Raw genomic sequence first — 18727 nt, forward strand, 5'->3', positions numbered from 1 at the left:
CATGCCTTGGCCGACCCTGAACGATCCCGTACATGACAGCCAGCGTATGTTCCGTCAGTTGTTGGCGGCCATGAGCGAGCCCGGCACCCTGCATACCCTGGCGGCCCCGGCACCGCCGCAAGACGTCATTGGCCCCGCACTATGGGGTGCGCTGCTGACCCTGTGCGATCTCGATGTCCGTGTATTGCTCGCCCCTGCACTGGATACTCCGGCACTGCGCGAGGCGCTGGTCTTCCATACCGGCTGCTGCCTGACGGATGAACCGGGGTCGGCGGATTTCGCGCTGATGACGCCGGCGACGCTGTGCGAGGCGCCTGAGTTTGCGCTGGGTAGCGACGAGTACCCCGAGCGCAGTACCACGCTGCTGGTCGCACTCGAGTTCCTCGATAGCGGCGACACCGGAAGCGGCACTTGGCGGCTGAGTGGGCCGGGCATACCGGCCCAGCGCACGCTTCGTATGGAAGAGCGCGCTCGCCCCCTGATGCTGCGGCTTGCTGCCAATCGCCAAGGCTTTCCGTGTGGTCTCGATGCCATCCTCGGTTGTGGCGAGCGCCTCGCCGCACTGCCACGCACCACTCGAATCGAGGAGGTCGTCTGATGTATGTAGCCGTCAAAGGGGGCGAGCGCGCCATCGCCAACGCCCATCGTCTGCTGGCCGACCGCCGCCGCGGCAAGCGTGAGCGGGCTGAACTCGAGGTCGGGCAGATTCAGGACCAACTGCACCTGGCCGTCGACCGCGTCATGGCCGAGGCTTCGCTCTACGACCCCGAGCTCGCCGCGCTTGCCATCAAGCAGGCCAGCGGCGACATGATCGAGGCGGTCTTCCTGCTGCGCGCCTATCGCACCACACTGCCGCGCCTGGCGGTGAGTGAGCCGCTGGACACCGGCAGCATGCGCATCGAGCGGCGCATCAGTGCCACCTACAAAGACATTCCCGGCGGCCAGGTGCTCGGACCGACCTATGACTATACCCACCGTCTGCTCGATTTCCTGCTGCTCGCCGGGAGCGATGCGCCGGCACCCGAGCGTAGCGAGCAGCCCCTGGAGCCATGCCCCCAGATCCTCGAACTGCTCGATGCCGAGGGGGTGATCGAGCGCGAGCTCGACGACGGTGCCGAGCCCTGCGATATCACCCGCGAGCCGCCCGATTATCCGGTCGACCGCGCCACGCGGCTGCAGATGCTGGCACGTGGCGACGAGGGCTACCTGCTGGCGCTGGGCTACTCCACCCAGCGTGGCTATGGGCGCAACCACCCCTTTGCCGGCGAGATCCGCCTGGGCCAGGTGGAGGTGGAGATCCTCGTCGAGGAGTGGGGCGAGGCGGTGTGCGTAGGCGAGATCGCGCTGAGCGAATGCCAGATGATCAACCAGTTCGGCGGCTCTCGTGAGGCCGCGCCGCAGTTCACCCGGGGCTACGGGCTGGCCTTCGGCCACAGCGAGCGCAAGGCCATGGCCATGGCCCTGGTCGATCGGGCGCTGCGTGCCGAGGAGCTCGGTGAGGAGGTCCAGGGCCCCGCCCAGCAGGCCGAGTTCGTGTTGGCCCACGCCGACAGCGTCGAGGCTTCGGGCTTCGTCTCGCATCTCAAGCTGCCGCACTACGTCGATTTCCAGTCGGAGCTGGAACTGCTGCGCCGCCTGCGACGGGAATACGAAGCGACATCCCCCGGCCGGACCGAGGCCGCCGAAGCCGGGCCGTCCCAGGGTGAACCTCAGGCAAGCACAGCAGACACCGCGAATCCCGGGAGCACTGTATGAACGGCTACAACTTCGCCTACCTCGACGAGCAGACCAAGCGCATGATCCGCCGTGCCCTGCTGAAGGCGGTGGCCATTCCCGGCTACCAGGTGCCTTTCGGCGGCCGCGAGATGCCCATGCCCTATGGCTGGGGTACCGGTGGCATGCAGCTCACTGCCAGCATTCTTGGTGCCGACGACGTGCTCAAGGTGATCGACCAGGGCGCCGACGACACCACCAATGCGGTCAGCATTCGTGCCTTCTTCGAGCGGGTGGCCGGGGTCGAGACGACAACCGCGACACGGGCGGCCAGCATCATCCAGACCCGCCACCGTATCCCCGAAACGCCGCTCGAGCCGGGCCAGATCCTGGTATTCCAGGTGCCCATACCCGAACCGCTGCGCTTCATCGAGCCCAGCGAGCGGGAAACCCGGCTGATGCACGCCCTGGAGGAGTACGGGGTGATGCATGTGAAGCTCTACGAAGACATTGCCCGGCATGGGCATATCGCCACCACCTACGCCTATCCGGTCAAGGTCGATGGCCGCTACGTCATGGATCCTTCGCCGATCCCCAAGTTCGACAATCCCAAGCTCGACATGAGCCCCGCGCTGCTGCTGTTCGGCGCAGGCCGGGAGAAGCGGCTCTACGCCATACCGCCGCATACTCGGGTCGAGAGTCTCGACTTCGAGGATCACCCCTTCGAGATCCAGCGCTGGGACGAGCGTTGCGCACTGTGCGACAGCGCTGAGAGCTTCCTCGACGAGGTGATCACCGATGACGCCGGCGGACGCATGTTCGTCTGCTCCGATACTGACTACTGCGAACGCCGCCGCGAGGAGAGCGCATGAGCCGTCCCGATCTTCCTGGTTCCCAATGTCCTGAAGCAGAGCCTGCTCCATCACTCCGCTGCCCTGACCTGGCTCGCCCCGTCCTGCTTGACGTACAGGAGGTCACGCGGCTCTACGGCCCCGGCAAGGGCTGCGAGGCGGTCGACTTTCGCCTGCATGCCGGCGAGGTGCTCGGCATCGTCGGTGAGTCCGGCTCCGGCAAGTCGACCCTGCTACGCGTGCTGGCCGGCCTGGAAGCGCCGGATGCCGGCCGGGTGGTCTATCACCGCCCGGGCGATAGCCTCGAGACCGACCTCTACGCCATTGGCGAGGCGCGCCGCCGCGCCCTGCTGCGTCTGGAGTGGGGCTTGGTGCATCAGAACCCGCGCGACGGCCTGCGCATGAGTGTATCGGCAGGGGCCAACGTCGGCGAGCGCCTGATGGCACTGGGCCAGCGCCACTATGGCCAGTTGCGAGCCGCCGGACAGGACTGGATGACCCAGGTGGAACTCGACCCCGAGCGCATCGACGACGTGCCACACACCTTCTCCGGCGGCATGCAGCAGCGCCTGCAGATCGCCCGCACCCTGGTCACCCGGCCGCGGCTGGTGTTCATGGACGAGCCCACCGGCGGACTCGACGTCTCGGTGCAGGCACGCCTGCTCGATATGCTGCGCACCCTGGTGCGCCAGCTTGGGTTGTCGATGGTGCTGGTGACCCACGACCTCGCCGTGGCCCGCCTGCTCGCCCACCGGCTGCTGGTGATGCGCCGTGGCCGGGTGGTGGAAGCGGGACTCACCGACCAGATACTCGACGATCCGCAGCACGCCTACACCCAGTTGCTGGTGTCGTCGGTGCTGACACCCTGACCGAGGAGACGATCATGAACCCGATTCTCACCGTCGAAGGCCTGGGCAAGGGCTTCGTGCTACACGGCCAGGGCGGGCTCGCGCTCACGGTCATGCGCGATCTCGCGCTCGATCTCCGGCGCGGCGAATGCTTGGTGCTGGCCGGCCCCAGCGGCATCGGCAAGAGCACGCTGCTCAAGATTCTCTATGGCAACTACCTGGCCGGACATGGGCGTATTCGCCTGCATTTCGATGACGGGCCGCTGACGCTCACCGAACTGCCGGCTCACGCCTGGCATGCCCTGCGTCGCGACGTGATCGGCTATGTCAGCCAATTCCTGCGGGTGGTTCCGCGTGTCTCGACCTGCGAGGTGGTGATGGAGCCACTGCTGGCACGCGGAGCCGATGCCGTCGAGAGCAGGCTTCGCGCCGAGACTCTGCTGGCCCGGCTCAACCTGCCCGAGCGGCTATGGTCGCTGCCGCCCGGGACTTTCTCCGGAGGTGAGCAGCAGCGCGTCAACATTGCCCGCGGCTTCATCGGCGAGCATCCCTTGCTGCTGCTCGACGAACCCACTGCCTCACTGGATGCCGCCAACCGCGCGGTGGTGATCGAGCTGATTCGCGAGGCCAAGGCTCGCGGTGCCGCCATGCTCGGCATCTTTCACGACGAGGACGTGCGCGAGCGCGTGGCCGATCGCCTGCTGCCGCTCGAGAACTACATGGACGACCCGAGCCGTGCGCGGATCGATGCCAGCCAGCTTTTTCAGGAGAACGACCATGAGTGAACAGATTCTCAGCAATGCCCGGCTGGTACTCGACGATGAGGTCGTGACGGGCAGTCTGGTGATACGCGACGGACGCATCGCTGGGCTCGATATCGCCCCGAGCCGGCATTCGGCGGCGATCGACTGCGACGGCGATTATTTGCTGCCGGGGCTGGTCGAGCTGCATACCGACAATATGGAGAAGTATTTTCAGCCGCGCCCCAAGGTAGCCTGGCCGGCGCGCCAGGCGGCGCTGGCCCACGACGCCCAGATGGCGGCTAGCGGCATCACCACGGTGTTCGATGCCGTGGCCATTGGCGACGTCAACAAGCAGAGCATGCGCCACCAGGCGCTCGCCGAGATGTGTCGGGCGATCGACGATATCGTCGACGGCGGGCTGGCGCGGGTCGACCACCGCCTGCACTTGCGCTGCGAGGTCAGCCAGGCCGAAACGCTGGAGCGCTTTTGTGAACTCGCCGATCTGCCGCGACTGGGCCTGGTGTCGCTGATGGACCATACCCCTGGTCAGCGCCAGTTCGTTTCCTTCGAAGCTTACAGCACCTATTACCAGGGCAAGTACGGGTTGAGCGACAGCGAGCTGGAGACCTTCGTCACCCAGCAGCGTGCCAGCAGTGCCCGCTACAGTGCCCAGCATCGACGCGCCATCGCCGCCGAGTGCCACTCCCGCGGCTTGGCACTGGCGAGCCACGACGACGCCACCCTGGAACACGTCGCCGAGAGCCGCGAGTACGGCACCCGGGTCGCCGAATTCCCGACAACCCTGGAGGCGGCCGAGGCCTCGCACCGCGCCGGCATGGCGGTCATGATGGGTGCGCCCAACGTGGTGCGCGGCGGGTCGCACTCCGGCAATGTTGCCGCTGCCGATCTGGTAGCACGTGGTGTGCTGGACGTGCTCTCTTCCGACTATTACCCGGCGGCGCTGCTCGATGCCGTGTTCCGCATCGCGCGAATGGAGGGCGGCTATACGCTCCCCCGTGCGGTGGCCACTGCTTCGCGGATACCGGCCGAGGCCGTGGGTCTGACCGACCGTGGGCGGCTTGCCGCGGGATCGCGCGCGGACCTGGTCCGGGTCAGGCTGTGCGACGATCATCCGCTGGTCGAGCGAGTCTGGTCGGCTGGCCGGCAGGTGCACTGATGGCTGGCCTTGGCGAGGCGGGACGACTGGTTTACGTGATGGGGGCCAGCGGGGTGGGCAAGGACAGCCTGCTGCGCGCTGCCCGGCGCCGTCATCCACAGTGGCCGGTGGCTCATCGCTATATCACCCGGGAGAGCGGCGCCAGTGAGGACTGCGTGAGCCTCAGCCGAGAAGAATTCAGCTGGCGCCGCCAGGCGGGCCTGTTCTGCCTCGACTGGCAGGCACACGGCCTGAATTATGCCTTGGGCATCGAGGTGGAAGCCTGGCTCGAACGGGGCATGACGGTGCTGGTGAACGGCAGCCGCCATGCGCTGGCAAGGGCCGAGGCGCGTTTCAGCCGGCAACTGCGCCCGGTGCTGGTCTCTGCGCGCCCCGAGGTGCTCTACGAGCGGCTGATGTCCCGTGGTCGCGAGAACCCCGCCGAGATCGAAGCGCGGCTGGCCCGCCACCGTCGGCTCGACCAGGCCTGCCCCGGGGTGCATCGGCTCGATAACAGCGGAGCCTTGTCAGACACCGTGGCGGCGCTCGATGCCTGGCTGTCCGAGGAGTGCGTGTCATGAGGCTGCGCTTTATCGGCACAGGCGACAGCGCCCAGGTGCCGCGCTTCGGTTGTGACTGCATGGCGTGCGAGCGTGCCCGGGTATTGAGCTGTCATCGACGCGGGCCCTGTTGCGCCGAGGTGAGGGTGGATGGCCACCGTTACCTGCTCGATGCCGGTCGCATGGACCTGGCGGAAAGCTGTGAGCGCGAGCGTCCGGCGGCGATCTTGCTGACTCACTACCATGCTGACCATGTCCAGGGGCTCTTTCACCTGCGCTGGGGCACCGGCGAGCCGATCCCCGTCTACGGGCCCAAGGATGCCCATGGCTGTGCCGATCTCTTCAAGCATTCCGGCGTGTTGGATTTTCAGCCCGGGCTCAAGCCGTTCCGGCCGCTGCGCCTGGTCGGGTGCGAGATGATTCCGGTACCGCTCACCCACAGCAAACCGACACTGGGGTTCTGCCTGGATGACGGCGGTACGCGTCTGGCCTATCTCACCGATACCTGCGGCCTGCCGGTCGAGACTGATCGCTTTCTGCGAGACTGGCGGCCCGATGTGGTCGTACTCGACGCCACGTATCCGGGCAGCCATGCGGAGCCGCGCAACCACAACACGGTACCCATGGCACTGGAGATCCTCGAGCGATTGGCTCCACGGCAGGCATGGCTGACGCACCTTGGCCATGAGGTGGATGCCGAGCTAATGAGTGTGCCCCTGGCATTGCCACCCAACGTGGCACTGGCACAGGATGGACTCGAGCTCGATCTTGGCGCGGCTCAGGCATGGACTGCCTAAGTTTGAGTTTGGCTTGCTGGACAGGTAAACCGAGCTTGGCAAAGGACCGTAACCGAGGAACCAAACTCCCTTACCTGCTGCTTGTCGGGCCTGCACTATGGTGAGGTCAGGACATTCGCTCATGCGGACAGACAGGGAGAGAGTCAATGAAAGCGCTGTGTTGGCACGGCAAGAATGACATTCGCTACGAAACGGTTCCCGACCCTCGCATCGAGGATCCCCGCGACGCCATCATCAACGTGAGCAGCTGCGCCATCTGCGGCTCTGACCTTCATCTCTTTCACCACTTCATTCCGGCCATGGAGTCGGGCGACGTGGTGGGGCACGAGTTCATGGGCGAGGTGATGGAGGTCGGCGCCGAGACCCGCGACCTCAAGGTCGGCGACCGTGTCGTGGTGCCCTTCACCATCACCTGTGGCGATTGCGAGCAGTGTCGGCGCGGCAATTTTTCCCTCTGCGAGCGCTCTAACCGTAACAAGGCACTGGCCGACAAGGTCTTCGGTCATGCTGGCGCCGGCTTGTTCGGCTACTCGCATCTCACCGGTGGCTATGCCGGCGGTCAGGCGGAATACGTGCGCGTGCCCTTCGCCGACAATACCCACGTCAAGGTACCCGACAGCCTGACCGACGAGCAGGTACTGTTCCTCGGCGATATTTTTCCCACCGGCTGGCAGGCCGCGGTGCAGTGCGACATCGAGCCCACCGACACCGTGGTCGTGTGGGGTGCCGGCCCGGTCGGCCAGTTCTGCGTGCGCAGCGCCGTGCTGCTGGGGGCAGAACAGGTCGTGGCGATCGACAACGTACCGGAGCGCCTGGCCATGGCCGAGGCCGGTGGGGCAATCGCGCTCAACTTCGATGAAGAGAGCGTGCTCGCCCGCCTGCAGGAACTGACCCAGGGCAAGGGGCCGGAGAAGTGCATCGACGCGGTGGGGCTGGAGTCCCATGTGCCGCGTTCCATCGACTCGGTCTACGATCGCTTCAAGCAGGCGATGATGCTGGAGAATGATCGCGCCCACGTGCTGCGCGAGATGATCTACGTTTGTCGCCCGGGGGGCATTCTGTCGATTCCCGGCGTCTATGGTGGCCTGATCGACAAGGTGCCCATGGGGCCGTTGATGAACAAGGGCCTGACCGTGCGCACCGGACAGACCCACGTCAAGCGCTGGACCGACGAGCTGCTGAGCCTGATCGACGATGGGCAGATCGATCCTTCCTTCGTGGTCACCCATAGTGCCGGGCTCGAGCAGGGGCCGGACATGTACAACACCTTCCGTGACAAGCAGGACGGCTGCGTGAAGGTGGTGCTCAAGCCCTGATCGGCTGGTAGCAGGCAAACGAACAAGGAGGTGAGCATGAACATCGATCGTCGCCATTCACTACAGCCCAGCGACCGGCTGGTACGGGGGCTGGGCTGGCTCGGCATTGGACTGGGCCTGTATCAACTGCTGGCGCCGCGCAGCGTGACCCGCGCGCTCGGGGTCGAAGGGGCCGAAGCCTTGGTGCGTACCTGCGGAGCACGCGGTGTCGCGACCGGTTTTGGCGCGCTCTCGGTCAATCCCAAACCCGCACTATGGGCGCGTAGTGCCGGCGATATCCTGGACCTGGCGGCCCTGCTGGCCTTGCTCGCCGATCGCGATCATCCCAAGCGGGGCAACGTCAAACTTGCCTTGGTCGGAGTAGGCGCATGTGCCGCAGGGCACCTATATTGCGCTCGGGATCAAACCCGGCGTCACGCTTATCAGGCTGGGCGTACACCCGACTACAGCACACGCAGCGGCTTCCCCCAGGGCTTGGAGCGTGCCCGTGGAGCCGCGGCGCGCAGTGGTGGGCTGCCTTCACGTCCCGCTGCCCTCCCGTCACCGGCACGTTCGCCGGGGCCGCGGCTGCAGCCAACGGCATCCTATCGTCGCGATACCAGCGGCTATGCCAAGGGCAGCGATTACGACTACTGAGCCGCGAAGCGTATCGAAACCAGACATATCGAACGTACAAGCAGAAGGCCGAGCCGCGCAGGTTCGGCCTTCTGCCGTGAAGGGCGCCAGCGCGGCGAAACATTCATCCGCCGCCTATCCCTTCGATGACGTAGCCGGAGCCGCCGCACTCGGGACAGGTACCGTCACCGATTCGGCCCTCGCCCTTGCACTTCGGGCATACGTTCTCGCCGGTTCCGGGCGTACCGGGAGGTGCTTCATCGCCCGGCTGCTCGGGCCGGGGCGCATCGGGTTTGCGTGCCATATCTGCCTCCTTGCCGATTGTGTGGGCCTCTCTGTATGACAAGTTAGGCAAGTCCCGCGGTAGGCCACAAGCGAGACGATGGCGACGATGATGGTCATGTCACCCATGGCAGTGCCAGAATGAAGGCTTCAGGAGGAAGCCCATGACGCAGATGCATTGGCAGCAATTGCTCGACCCTTCGCGGCTACATGGAAAGCCCATCAGCGGGCGTGATGAAATCGGCCGCAGCCCGTTCCACAAGGATCATGATCGTATCGTCTTCTCCGGCTCGTTCCGGCGGCTGGGGCGCAAGACCCAGGTCCATCCCTTGACCGACAACGACCATATCCACACGCGCCTGACCCACTCGCTGGAGGTGGGCTGCGTGGGGCGCAGCCTGGGCATGATCGTGGGCGAACTGCTGCGCGAGCGGTTGCCGCAATGGATCACACCCGCCGACCTCGGCGTGATCGTTCAGGCCGCGTGCCTGGGGCACGACATTGGCAACCCGCCCTTCGGCCATGCCGGCGAGTATGCCATCCGCGACTGGTTCAAGCGCGCCGAAGCGGAAGGCAGCGGCCTGCTCGAAGGCTTGACCGAGCATGAGCGGGCCGACCTGCTGACCTACGAGGGTAATGCCCAGGGGTTTCGCATCGTCACCCAGATCGAATACAACCAGTTTCGCGGCGGCATGCGCCTGACCGCGGCGACCCTGGGCACCCTGCTGAAGTATCCCTGGACGGTGGAGCACGGCGGCAGCGCCGGCAAGTTCGGCTGCTACCAGTCGGAAAAGGCGCTGCTCGAGGACGTGACCCGCTGCCTGGGCCTGCTGCCGCGCGGGGAGGGACGTTGGTGCCGGCATCCTCTGGCGTGGCTGGTGGAGGCCGCCGACGACATCTGCTACGCGTTGCTGGATCTCGAGGATGGCCTGGAGATGGGCATTCTGCGCTTTGACGAGGTCGCCGACGTGCTGCTGCAGATCGCCGGCGATGCGCCGCCGGACTATTCGCGCATGGCCCGCGACGGGGTCTCCCAGCGGCGACGTATCGCCGCACTACGCGGTGCCGCCATGGAGCGAGCCGTCAACGACGTGGGCGCCGTGTTCGTCGAGCACGAGACGGCGCTGCTCAATGGCACGCTCACCAGCGACCTGCTCGAGCTCTGCCATCCGGATCTGGGCTGGGGCGTGGCGGCAGCCAAGCAACTGGCCCGTGAGCGTATCTTCCAGAACGAACGCAAGGCCAAGCTCGAAATCGGCGCCTATACCACCCTGGGCATCCTGCTCGAGGCCTTCATCGGCGCCGCCCATGAGCTGCACTTCACCGGGCATTCGACGTTCAAGCATCAGCGTGTGCTGGCGCTGATCGGCGAGAACACGCCGCGCCCCTCCTGGTCGCTCTACGCCAGCTATCGGCGCATGCTCGACTTCATCGGCGGCATGACCGATCACTACGCCGTCGACCTGGCCCAGGAGATGGGCGGGCGCCTAAGGGGGGACTGACGGGATGGGAGCTTCGATCGAAAGGCGACGACGGCAAGCTCAGATCGAGGGCTCGTAGAGCGTCGGGTTGCGGTCCAGTTCCGCGGCGCGCTCGACCAGGGCCTCGATGACTTTGTCGTGCAGGGCGTCGTCGAGTGTGCCCAGATGACGTGCTTGCAACTTGTCGGCAAGCGACTCGCCGCTGACGACCATCAGCCCATCGGGCGTTCCGGCACAGGTGATGTCCCAGCCCGGCAGCGCGAGCACGCCCATCACCGGCACCGGCTGGCCGCAGTGTCGCTCGAGCCAGGCGGCGAGCCAGTGCGAGGCGCGCAGCGTCTTGATCAGCGGGCGATGCTCGCTCCAGCCGGGAAAGCGCAAGCGTTCGGGCTCGACGGTCACCACGTTGATCTCACGTCCGTCCGCAGTGAGCGGCCGGGTGCGGGCGCGTGTCTCAACCACGAACACGCCGTGCGGTGTGATGGCCACATGATCGATGATGTCGCTGTCGGTGGGAACGTCGTGGAACACGAAATAGGGGTGGGCCTCGGGGCTGACCAGACGCTCCAGCTCCTGGCCTACGGCCAGCTCGCAGGCCAGCCCCAGCTTGATGCGCCGAATATGCTGGAAGTCGCGAATCAGCAGGAAACAATAGATCAGTACCAGAACCGTGCTCAACGCGCCATAGAGCGCCCATTCGATCCAGTTCTGGCGGCTGGCGAAGAGCATGCGGCCCATGCCGTAGACCAGCGGGGCCAGGGTGACGATGGGGCCCAGCGCGCCGTTGAGGAACAGCGTGGCAAAGGCACCGTCGAGACGGTTACGCAGGGCCTGGCCCGGTTCGCGCAGGGGGCGGGCATTGAACGGCGAGCGTACCCGGGCGTCATGTAGGTTACGCAAGGCAATGACGATGACGGCCATGGCCCCAAGCGGGAACAGGAAAATGAGGGGCAGTAGGTATTCCAGCCAGGCCATGGGCATCGTCCTTGCCGGTGAGAGTCACAGAAGCATTACATTCTAGACAACCTGAGGCGCAAAGGGCCACGTCCGTGCCTGAGAATGCACCGCAGCATGATGGATAGACGATGAACGATACACGACAGCCTGCCGTGACAGAAGCGGTCGAGTGTCTGCGGAATTTCATCGAGTGCATCCGCGCCTGGCCGTGCTCACCGGTGCCGGGGCCAGCACCGACAGCGGCATTTCCGACTATCCCGCTGGGTTTACGGGCGCGGGGCTAGCGGCAGGCTGACGGGGCTGGCGTCGGTACCCGATACGGCGACAGGCTCCGCGGTGACATGAGTCAAGCTGCCGCCTTGGCGCAGCTCGGCCGCCAACTGCGGTGAGCGGGCCGCCTCGAGAGTGCGACGATCGAAGCGCAGCACGACGGGCCAGGGGCCGCTGCCGCGCGGTGTGGCATGGGTTGCTGCCAGAGTGCCCTCGGCATCCCGCAGTTGCACCTGCAATTCGGCGTCCGCGGCAGGCTCCAGCCCCGCCGGGGGCTCGACCTGAGCGGTGAGTTCGGTGAAGTCGGGGGCGCTGGCACACCCGGCCAGCGCCAGGAGAGCCAGCATACTGATCGTGAAGCGCATCCTGCCTGTAGTGGACAGACGAAAAGCCATGTCTCCTCCCTTATCCTGCGCCCGCGAGTCAACCGCCCGCGAGCTTGACGGTGTAGCCCTGGCGCTCGAGTTCGGCCTTGAGCGGTTCGCGATGATCTCCCTGGATTTCGATCACCCCATCGTCACTGACCGAGCCTCCCGTGCCGCAGCGCTTCTTGAGCGACTTGGCCAGCGTCCTGAGTTCTGCCTTGGACAAGGGGAGGCCGCTGATCGTTGTCACTCCCTTGCCCTTGCGCCCGCTGGTTTCACGGCGTATGCGCACGATACCGTCGAGCGCTGCGATACGCTCCTGTTCGGCCAGTTCGGCGCAGCGGCAGTCGTCTTGTGGCTGGCGGCAACTCGGGCAGATGTCGCCATGTTCGGTGGAATAGACCAGGCCGCGCAGTTGGTCATGCAGTGAGGCCATCGAAAAAGCTCCTGGCATCGCAGGCGAGGGTAGGGCCAAATGATAACGCATCAGGCCAACGGGCCGATATGGAGGGGCCAGGCCAGTTTTTCGGACAAGTCAGGGCTAGCGAGCGTGCGCAACCTGCCGACTGTCCATGGCCCTAGTGTGCGCCAGATTCTCGATCACCGTGGGCAGTTGGTACATGCTGCTGATCATGATCGCCCCTTCGGGTGTCTCTTCGGCGTCGGGGTAGCGGTTCAGGTGCACCACCGTCATGCCGGCATCCAGAGCGGCCTTGACGCCTACCAGGGCATCGTCGATGGCGATGCAGTCTTCGGCGTCGAAGCCCATCATGCTGGCGGCATGCAGGTAGAGGCGTGGGTCGGGCTTCCAGTAGTTGGCGGTGTAACCGCTATAGAGGTGCGTGCCAAAGAAGTCGGCGAAACCGATGGCCTTGAGAGAGGTGCGAATCTTGTTCTCGGGACCGTTGGATACCACGCCGCATGGGTAGTCGACCAGCGCCAGGAGCGCCTCGCGCGCCCCCGTTATCGCCAAGAGCTCGGTTTCGAGTCGACGATTCAGATTGCTGCGCATCTCGATTTCGGTTTCAGCCAGATGCAGTGGATCGACGCTGCCGTAGCGCTCCTCGAGCGTTGCCACGATGCTGCGGAAGCGACTGCCGCGGAATTCACCGACATAATCGCTGGCCTGGAAGGGAAGCCCCAGCCGGGTCAGGCTGACTGCCATTTCGGCGGCCAGCAGAGGCTCGCTGTCGACCAGCGTGCCATCACAATCGAAAAGCAGGCATAAGGGGCGGATCATACCTAGATTCCTTCGCAGTCCAGGACTGTCGAGTAGTACTTACCTCTTGTATCGGCATGCGGGCCGTGAAGTTTAGGCCCGCATGGTTTTGCGAACGCTGTTTCCTAAGTATTGCGCGTAAGCGCGAGGTGTTCAAGTCACAGGTAACATTGCGTTGTCTACTGCAACGTGAGCACAAGCCTTTCCTGGTTAGCCGGTGAGTCTGCCTAGAACCGTCCCATGTGCCAGATGTCACCACGCCAGGCATGGCCATTGGTTCTTCTTCTGGCAGGTTGATATATAAAATAAGTAACTGTTTTTATGTGATTTTTAAGTAAGGCTTGGTCATGTTGGCCCGGCGCCTGCACCTCTCAGGAGGAGTAAGAGATGTCGGTGAGCAGGTAGCGCCAACCTTTCCGCTAGCTCACCGCATGATGAGCGAAGCCTCGGCTTCACAAGGAAACTCACGTTCAACACCTTTGGAGGTGCGAACATGATGTCCAAGGAATTTCTCAAGAAACTCGGCGTTGTCGGTATTACTTTCGGCCTGGCTGCTAGCCCACTGGCATTTGCCGATTTCCATGACGAAGAGGATGAGCAGGGTGCCGTGCCTCAGGAGACTGTCCCAGGTGAGGACGCTGGTGCAGGCGCTGGCGCTGGAGCCGACACCGGTATCGACGCTGGCGCTGAAACGGGCGATAGCGGCTTAGGCACTGATGCTGATGCCGATGTGGGTGCTGGTGCTGAAGGCGACACCGGCTTCGATGCCGACGATGAGTGGGAAGAAGAGAACGAAGAGGAAGAGTGGGAAGAGGATCAGGATGACGACCAGGATTGGTAAATTCTGACGCCCAAGGATGGGCAGTCGTTGTCAGGGAAGATGGCGACGTGACCTGAGGTTGATAGGATCAACCGCCTCGACCCGCCCCCGGCCTTGCCGGGGGCGGGTTTCGTTGATAGGCAGTGCTGCCCAGGCTCAGACGAGTGGCACGGTCATATTGTGCTCATGTGACATTTTTCACCACTTTCCAGGCGCTTCCCAAGAGTGATTTTTCAAAGCCGTATGAATACAAGTTGCTGTTTTATATATGATTTAATGAAAATTTGCGCTGGGTTGGCCTGCATTTCGCTCTACCAATCATGTCGGAATCTGACCTGCGATTTCGGTAAATACATCCAGCAAGAAGTGCACACTTCATTGGAGGTACGACATGATGTCCAAGGAATTCCTCAAGAAGCTCGGTGTCGTCGGCATCACTTTTGGTCTGACCGCCAGCCCGTTGGCCCTGGCCGATTTCACTGCCGAGGAAGAGGATCAAGACGTCTATCCGGAAGAAACGTCTCCGGACGCTAACGGCAATGCTCAAGGCGGCGCCGACTTTGACACCATCGAGTACGAGAACGAAGAGGAAGAGTGGGAAACCGACGAGTGGGAAGAGGAGAACGAAGAGGAAGAGTGGGAAACCACTGACGAGTGGGAAGAAGAGAATGAAGAGGAAGAGTGGGAAGAGGAAGGTGACGCCGATCAGGATTGGTAATGGCCAAGGCCTTCTAGCCTTCCGCTCGATCGCCCCCGGCTGGCCGGGGGCGATCTTTTTTCCTTTCACAGCCAGCCGAGCCATTCCCACCAGAGATAGTTCAGCGGCCACAGCAGCAGTACGCTGAGCAAGGCTGTGGCCAGACAGAGCCTGGTCGTCTCGCGTAGCGAGATCCGCGCAGCCAGAATCCCGACGATCAACGGTGGCGCCTGGTAGGGCAGCAGCACGGTGGAAAAACCGACCACCTGGGTCATGTAGACCGCTTCTGGGGTCCAGCCGGTGATGTTGGCAAGCCCGGGTGCCATGGGTGTGAGGATGGCAGGGATGCCGGGCAGCGTGACCAACGTGCCGAGCAGCATGGCGAGCCCGGAAAGCATGCCGAAGGCTGCGGCGTCCGTGGCCTCGTGCAGTGGTAGCACACTGAGCAGGCTACCTGCCACGCGCTCGCCCAGGCCGCTGTGAAAGGCCAGGGCACCGAGGCTGACGATACCGGCCACATAGAGAAACGAATCGAAGCTGATGGACTGCAATGGGTTCTGGCCCATCAAGCGACTGCCCGGAAACAGACACACCAGCGCCACCAGCATGCCGATCCAGGCCGGCGATATGCCGTGCCAGGCGTCGCTCATCCATAGCAGGACCGCCACCGACAGCAGGCCAGCCAGGCCGAGCTCGGGGCGGGAGAGCCGGGAAGGTGCGTCCAGAGTGGTGGTTGTCTGACGCGGTGAATGTGCCGGATAGAGCCACAACATGACGGCGATGAGCAGCAGAGTCTTGAGCAACCCCAGCACGGGAAAGTGCAGCAGCAGGTAATCGCTATAATTGGGTGGCGTGCCCAGCACTGCTTCGGCAGCCCCCATCAGCACGTTATTGGGCACGTTGGCCGGCAGAATGGCATAGGTGGGCAGGAAGGTACCCATCATGCCGCCGAGAATCAGCCCGGTACGCCCTCGCTCGCCGGGCTCGTAGCCTAGATGGTCGGCCAGGGTCGTGAGGATCGGTACCATCAGCAGGATACGCCCCATGCCGGAGGGCATGAAGAAGGCCATCGCCAGGCCCAGCAGGATCACCCCGATCAACGCGCGGCGGTAGGAACCTTCCAGCCACGGGCCGACACCCTGGGCCAGGCTGGTGCCGAGCCCGGTGTACTGTATCGCCGCTCCGATGATCAGACCCGAGAAGACCAGCCAGGTTGCTGCCGAGCCGAAGCCGGCGAAGACGATATCGGCCGGTGCCACACCCGCCACCGTGCACAGCGTGAAGAACACCAGCGCCGTGAGCCATTGCGGTAGCCAGCCGGTGGCCCACAGGCCGATGCACAAGCCGATGACGGCCCCTGCCCGAGCCAGCAGCGATGCGCCTGGCGTCAGCAGCAGAAACAGCGTGACCGCGATGGTGGCGGCAAGGGAGATCCACTGACGAGGCGTGGGCAGCGACTTGGCGGCGGCAGGCATGCAAACTCCGGGCGTAAGCGGAATCGCAGAGTTTAGCAGGCGAAGTAATGGTGGTCAGCCGCCCGGACGCCCGCCGTGGCCCTTGCCCGGATGGCTCATAACTCCGCCGGCTCGGCCTGTTCCGCCGGGGCGTCCTCGTTAATTTCTCCTTCGGGCGAGATTAGGTACCAGGGGCCGCCCATGTGATCGAGACCCTGGCCCAGGGCGTCACCAGGATAGACGTCGCGAGCAAAGAAGTAGAGCGGCCAGCCGTCGTAGGTGACCTGCAGGGTGCCGTCCTCTCGCTCGATCATGCCCAGGCGGTCGCCATCGACCTGCTCACCGGCGGCCGGTGCTTCCTCGGTGGTATAAGGCGGCCAGGCGATGGCGCAGCTTTCGTCGCAGGTGCTGTGGTCACTACCCTGCTCGTCCTGCATGAATACGTAGAGGCTCTTGCCATCCTGGTTGGTCAGGTAGCGGCCGAAGGCCTTCTCCCGGGTCTCGACGCGAGCCTGATCGGTGGGTTCGTTGGTAGGTTCCAGCTGTTGCTCTGACTCCTCGGGACTCATGCCTTCCACTTGGGTGGCGTAGTCGCTCTCGGTCTCGGCGGTTTCCGGCGCGGCGAGTGCCGATGCGACGGCGAAGGCCGCTACCAGCAGGCTGCACGCGAGCGCGCTTGGCTTCATTTCGACCTCTCCTTGGCAAGGTGCTTTTTCACTGTAGGTAGCGTCTCGGCAAGGATGCAAGTCAGCGGTGGCGGGACGAACGCCGGGAGTTGGCGCTGCTACGACGTTTGGATCTCTTTATGTTTAGGTCACTTAATGCTGCGCTGCGGCGTGAAAGGCGCAGTCTGGGTCTGTCGTGACAGGCGCTCAATGGCGGCCGGCAGCTCGCTGGCGTGGTGAATGGCTATGGCTCCGGCAGGCGTCGCCTCTTGATCGGGGAAGCGGTTGAGATGGATCACCTGCATGCCGGCCGCCATGCCGGCCGCTACGCCCACGGCGGCGTCGTCGATTACCACGCAGCGCTCCGGTGGGTGGCCCATGGCTTCGGCCGCCATGAGGTAAAGCGCAGGGTCCGGCTTCCAGACGCCCAGGCTGTAGGCACTGAACAGATGACTGAAGTGATGGCTGAAACCCACGCACTCCATGGCGCAGCGGATCTTGCGCTCCGGGCCGTTGGAAACCACCGCGCGAGGATGGCTGCGCAGTGCCGCCAGGGCGTCGGCCATGCCGGCGATCGGCATCAGTTGCTTGCGCATGCGTGCTTCCATCAGCGCACGCATCTCGTCCTCCATGGCCTGGCGCTGTGTGTCGCCCAGCGCACGATGGCGATGCTCCAGCTCGAGCACAATGGTCAGGAAGCGAACGCCACGGAACTCCTCCATGTACTGCGCGGCCGCGAAGGGCAGGCCATGGCGGGGCAGGACCTCGGCCATGACCTCGGCGAGCAGGATCTCGCTGTCGACCAGGGTGCCGTCGGAGTCGAAGAGCAGGCAGAGCGGTGATGGCATGTAGGTTCCTCGCGGTGAGAGTGAGATGTCGATAATGCTTAAGGTGAAGTGGTGCGCTGGAGGAAGGCCTCCTCATTGACCAGACTGATGGGACGCTTGCCTTCGAGAGCGAGTGTAATGTTGTCCACCGCACGCTGGGTCATGGCCTCACGGGTCTCGTGGGTCGCCGAACCGATATGGGGCAGGGCCACCACGTTGGCCATGTACGGCAGCGGCGATTCCGGCGACAGCGGTTCCTGCTCGAAGACGTCGAGCCCGGCAGCACGGATCTCGCCGCTTTCCAGCGCGCCGACCAGTGCCGCCTCGTCGACTACCTTGCCGCGGGAGACGTTGACGAAGATCGCCGAGGGCTTCATCAGGCCGAACTCGCGTCTGCCGATCAGGTGGGTCGTCTCTGCCGAGAGCGGCACGGTCACGCAGACGAAGTCGCTCTGTGCCAGCAGCGCTTCCAACTCGCAGCGAGTGGCACCTAGCTCCCGTTCCAGTTCTGGCTTGGGCGAGGCATTCGAATAGAGCACCTGCATGCCGAAGCCTAGCGCACCGCGGCGGGCTATAGCGGCACCGATGCGGCCGAAGCCGATCATACCCAGTGTCTTGCCGTGTACGTCGCTGCCGAAGTGGGCCTCGCCGATGCTCTGACGCCAATCGCCGCGCTTGACGAATTCGGCCAGCTCGATGGCGCGCCTGGCCGTGGCCATGATCAGCAGGAAGCCGGTATCGGCGGTGGTCTCGGTGAGTACGTCGGGGGTGTTGCACAGCAGGATGCCGCGGCGAGTCAGTTCCTCGACAGGGTAGTTGTCGTAACCCACCGAAATGCTGGCAATGGCCTCCAACTGCGGGGCTGCATCGAGCAGCTCGGGCGTAATGAGCAGGCTAGAACCGACGATGCCATGGGCCTCGCTCAGCGCTTCGCGAAAGTCAGGATCGTTGGTGTCCTTCAGGGCTTCGAAATAGTCGACATGAAAACGTTGCCCGAGCTGATCGAGATGCTTTGGCTTGAGGCGGCTGTAGGCGACGATGCGTTTTGTCATTGTCTCGCTCCGTTGTTGAGTCAGGCCGTCGTTGGGTCT

22 protein-coding genes are annotated in these 18727 nt (G+C 64.3%); 13 read left to right on the forward strand and 9 right to left on the reverse strand.

Going from position 1 to position 18727, the window contains the following annotated elements; translation table 11 throughout:
• Nucleotide 1 precedes the first annotated feature (1 nt).
• From phnH to HOP51_RS16670, 10 genes are all read left to right on the forward strand, one after another.
• The gene (gene phnH / locus HOP51_RS16625; protein WP_234275034.1) at nt 2-598 is read left to right on the forward strand and encodes a phosphonate C-P lyase system protein PhnH; all 597 of its coding nucleotides are present in this window, start codon (nt 2-4) and stop codon (nt 596-598) included.
• On the forward strand, nt 598-1755 hold the full coding sequence (locus HOP51_RS16630; protein WP_234275035.1) for a carbon-phosphorus lyase complex subunit PhnI: 1158 nt from the start codon (nt 598-600) through the stop codon (nt 1753-1755). The genes phnH and HOP51_RS16630 overlap by 1 nt, the downstream gene beginning before the upstream one ends.
• Nucleotides 1752-2585 carry an alpha-D-ribose 1-methylphosphonate 5-phosphate C-P-lyase PhnJ gene (locus HOP51_RS16635; protein ID WP_234275036.1) on the forward strand — a complete coding sequence of 278 codons (834 nt, stop codon included), beginning with the start codon at nt 1752-1754 and terminating at the stop codon, nt 2583-2585. The genes HOP51_RS16630 and HOP51_RS16635 overlap by 4 nt, the downstream gene beginning before the upstream one ends.
• A complete protein-coding gene (phnK, locus tag HOP51_RS16640) occupies nt 2582-3433 on the forward strand; it encodes a phosphonate C-P lyase system protein PhnK (protein ID WP_234275037.1) in 852 nt (283 codons plus the stop codon). The genes HOP51_RS16635 and phnK overlap by 4 nt, the downstream gene beginning before the upstream one ends.
• 14 nt (nt 3434-3447) lie before the next feature.
• Nucleotides 3448-4197: a phosphonate C-P lyase system protein PhnL gene (gene phnL / locus HOP51_RS16645; RefSeq protein WP_234275038.1), complete on the forward strand. Its 750-nt coding sequence runs from the start codon at nt 3448-3450 to the stop codon at nt 4195-4197.
• Entirely contained in the window at nt 4190-5332 is a 1143-nt protein-coding gene (locus HOP51_RS16650) for an alpha-D-ribose 1-methylphosphonate 5-triphosphate diphosphatase (protein WP_234275039.1), read from the forward strand. Before phnL ends, HOP51_RS16650 begins: the two co-directional genes overlap by 8 nt.
• Nucleotides 5332-5892 (forward strand): phosphonate metabolism protein/1,5-bisphosphokinase (PRPP-forming) PhnN, encoded by a 561-nt coding sequence (phnN, locus tag HOP51_RS16655; protein WP_234275040.1) that lies wholly within the window; start codon nt 5332-5334, stop codon nt 5890-5892. Before HOP51_RS16650 ends, phnN begins: the two co-directional genes overlap by 1 nt.
• Nucleotides 5889-6668: a phosphonate metabolism protein PhnP gene (phnP, locus tag HOP51_RS16660; protein WP_234275041.1), complete on the forward strand. Its 780-nt coding sequence runs from the start codon at nt 5889-5891 to the stop codon at nt 6666-6668. The genes phnN and phnP overlap by 4 nt, the downstream gene beginning before the upstream one ends.
• Nucleotides 6669-6814: 146 nt before the next feature.
• Nucleotides 6815-7984 (forward strand): zinc-dependent alcohol dehydrogenase, encoded by a 1170-nt coding sequence (locus HOP51_RS16665; RefSeq protein WP_234275042.1) that lies wholly within the window; start codon nt 6815-6817, stop codon nt 7982-7984.
• Between the two features lie 36 nt (nt 7985-8020).
• A complete protein-coding gene (locus HOP51_RS16670) occupies nt 8021-8620 on the forward strand; it encodes a hypothetical protein (protein WP_234275043.1) in 600 nt (199 codons plus the stop codon).
• 103 nt (nt 8621-8723) lie between these two features.
• Here the strand turns inward: HOP51_RS16670 and HOP51_RS16675 are convergent, their stop codons facing one another.
• A complete protein-coding gene (locus HOP51_RS16675) occupies nt 8724-8903 on the reverse strand; it encodes a hypothetical protein (protein WP_234275044.1) in 180 nt (59 codons plus the stop codon).
• A 142-nt stretch (nt 8904-9045) separates the two neighbouring features.
• On the opposite strand from HOP51_RS16675, the gene HOP51_RS16680 reads away from it, so the two are divergent.
• The gene (locus HOP51_RS16680) at nt 9046-10383 is read left to right on the forward strand and encodes a deoxyguanosinetriphosphate triphosphohydrolase (protein WP_234275045.1); all 1338 of its coding nucleotides are present in this window, start codon (nt 9046-9048) and stop codon (nt 10381-10383) included.
• A gap of 39 nt (nt 10384-10422) precedes the next feature.
• Here the strand turns inward: HOP51_RS16680 and HOP51_RS16685 are convergent, their stop codons facing one another.
• From HOP51_RS16685 to HOP51_RS16700, 4 genes are all read right to left on the reverse strand, one after another.
• Nucleotides 10423-11337 carry a nuclease-related domain-containing protein gene (locus tag HOP51_RS16685; RefSeq protein WP_234275046.1) on the reverse strand — a complete coding sequence of 305 codons (915 nt, stop codon included), beginning with the start codon at nt 11335-11337 and terminating at the stop codon, nt 10423-10425.
• Between the two features lie 248 nt (nt 11338-11585).
• Nucleotides 11586-11984: a YbaY family lipoprotein gene (locus HOP51_RS16690; RefSeq protein ID WP_234275047.1), complete on the reverse strand. Its 399-nt coding sequence runs from the start codon at nt 11982-11984 to the stop codon at nt 11586-11588.
• A gap of 28 nt (nt 11985-12012) precedes the next feature.
• Entirely contained in the window at nt 12013-12390 is a 378-nt protein-coding gene (locus tag HOP51_RS16695) for a translation initiation factor Sui1 (protein ID WP_234275048.1), read from the reverse strand.
• A gap of 105 nt (nt 12391-12495) precedes the next feature.
• Nucleotides 12496-13194: an HAD family hydrolase gene (locus tag HOP51_RS16700; RefSeq protein ID WP_234275049.1), complete on the reverse strand. Its 699-nt coding sequence runs from the start codon at nt 13192-13194 to the stop codon at nt 12496-12498.
• A gap of 472 nt (nt 13195-13666) precedes the next feature.
• On the opposite strand from HOP51_RS16700, the gene HOP51_RS16705 reads away from it, so the two are divergent.
• Both HOP51_RS16705 and HOP51_RS16710 read left to right on the forward strand, forming a co-directional pair.
• Nucleotides 13667-14014: a hypothetical protein gene (locus HOP51_RS16705; RefSeq protein ID WP_234275050.1), complete on the forward strand. Its 348-nt coding sequence runs from the start codon at nt 13667-13669 to the stop codon at nt 14012-14014.
• A 370-nt stretch (nt 14015-14384) separates the two neighbouring features.
• Nucleotides 14385-14711 (forward strand): hypothetical protein, encoded by a 327-nt coding sequence (locus HOP51_RS16710; RefSeq protein WP_234275051.1) that lies wholly within the window; start codon nt 14385-14387, stop codon nt 14709-14711.
• A 65-nt stretch (nt 14712-14776) separates the two neighbouring features.
• On the opposite strand, the gene HOP51_RS16715 is transcribed toward HOP51_RS16710, so the two are convergent.
• The 4 genes from HOP51_RS16715 to HOP51_RS16730 form a co-directional block, all read right to left on the reverse strand.
• Nucleotides 14777-16165 carry an SLC13 family permease gene (locus HOP51_RS16715; protein WP_234275052.1) on the reverse strand — a complete coding sequence of 463 codons (1389 nt, stop codon included), beginning with the start codon at nt 16163-16165 and terminating at the stop codon, nt 14777-14779.
• A 95-nt stretch (nt 16166-16260) separates the two neighbouring features.
• Nucleotides 16261-16830, reverse strand: a complete 570-nt coding sequence (locus tag HOP51_RS16720) for a COG4315 family predicted lipoprotein (protein ID WP_234275053.1) — start codon at nt 16828-16830, stop codon at nt 16261-16263.
• A gap of 128 nt (nt 16831-16958) precedes the next feature.
• Nucleotides 16959-17657: an HAD family hydrolase gene (locus HOP51_RS16725; protein ID WP_234275054.1), complete on the reverse strand. Its 699-nt coding sequence runs from the start codon at nt 17655-17657 to the stop codon at nt 16959-16961.
• A gap of 38 nt (nt 17658-17695) precedes the next feature.
• On the reverse strand, nt 17696-18688 hold the full coding sequence (locus HOP51_RS16730) for a 2-hydroxyacid dehydrogenase (protein WP_234275055.1): 993 nt from the start codon (nt 18686-18688) through the stop codon (nt 17696-17698).
• Between the last annotated feature and the right edge of the window lie 39 nt (nt 18689-18727).

This window comes from Billgrantia zhangzhouensis (assembly GCF_021404465.1).
Classification (GTDB): Bacteria; Pseudomonadota; Gammaproteobacteria; order Pseudomonadales; family Halomonadaceae; genus Halomonas; species Halomonas zhangzhouensis.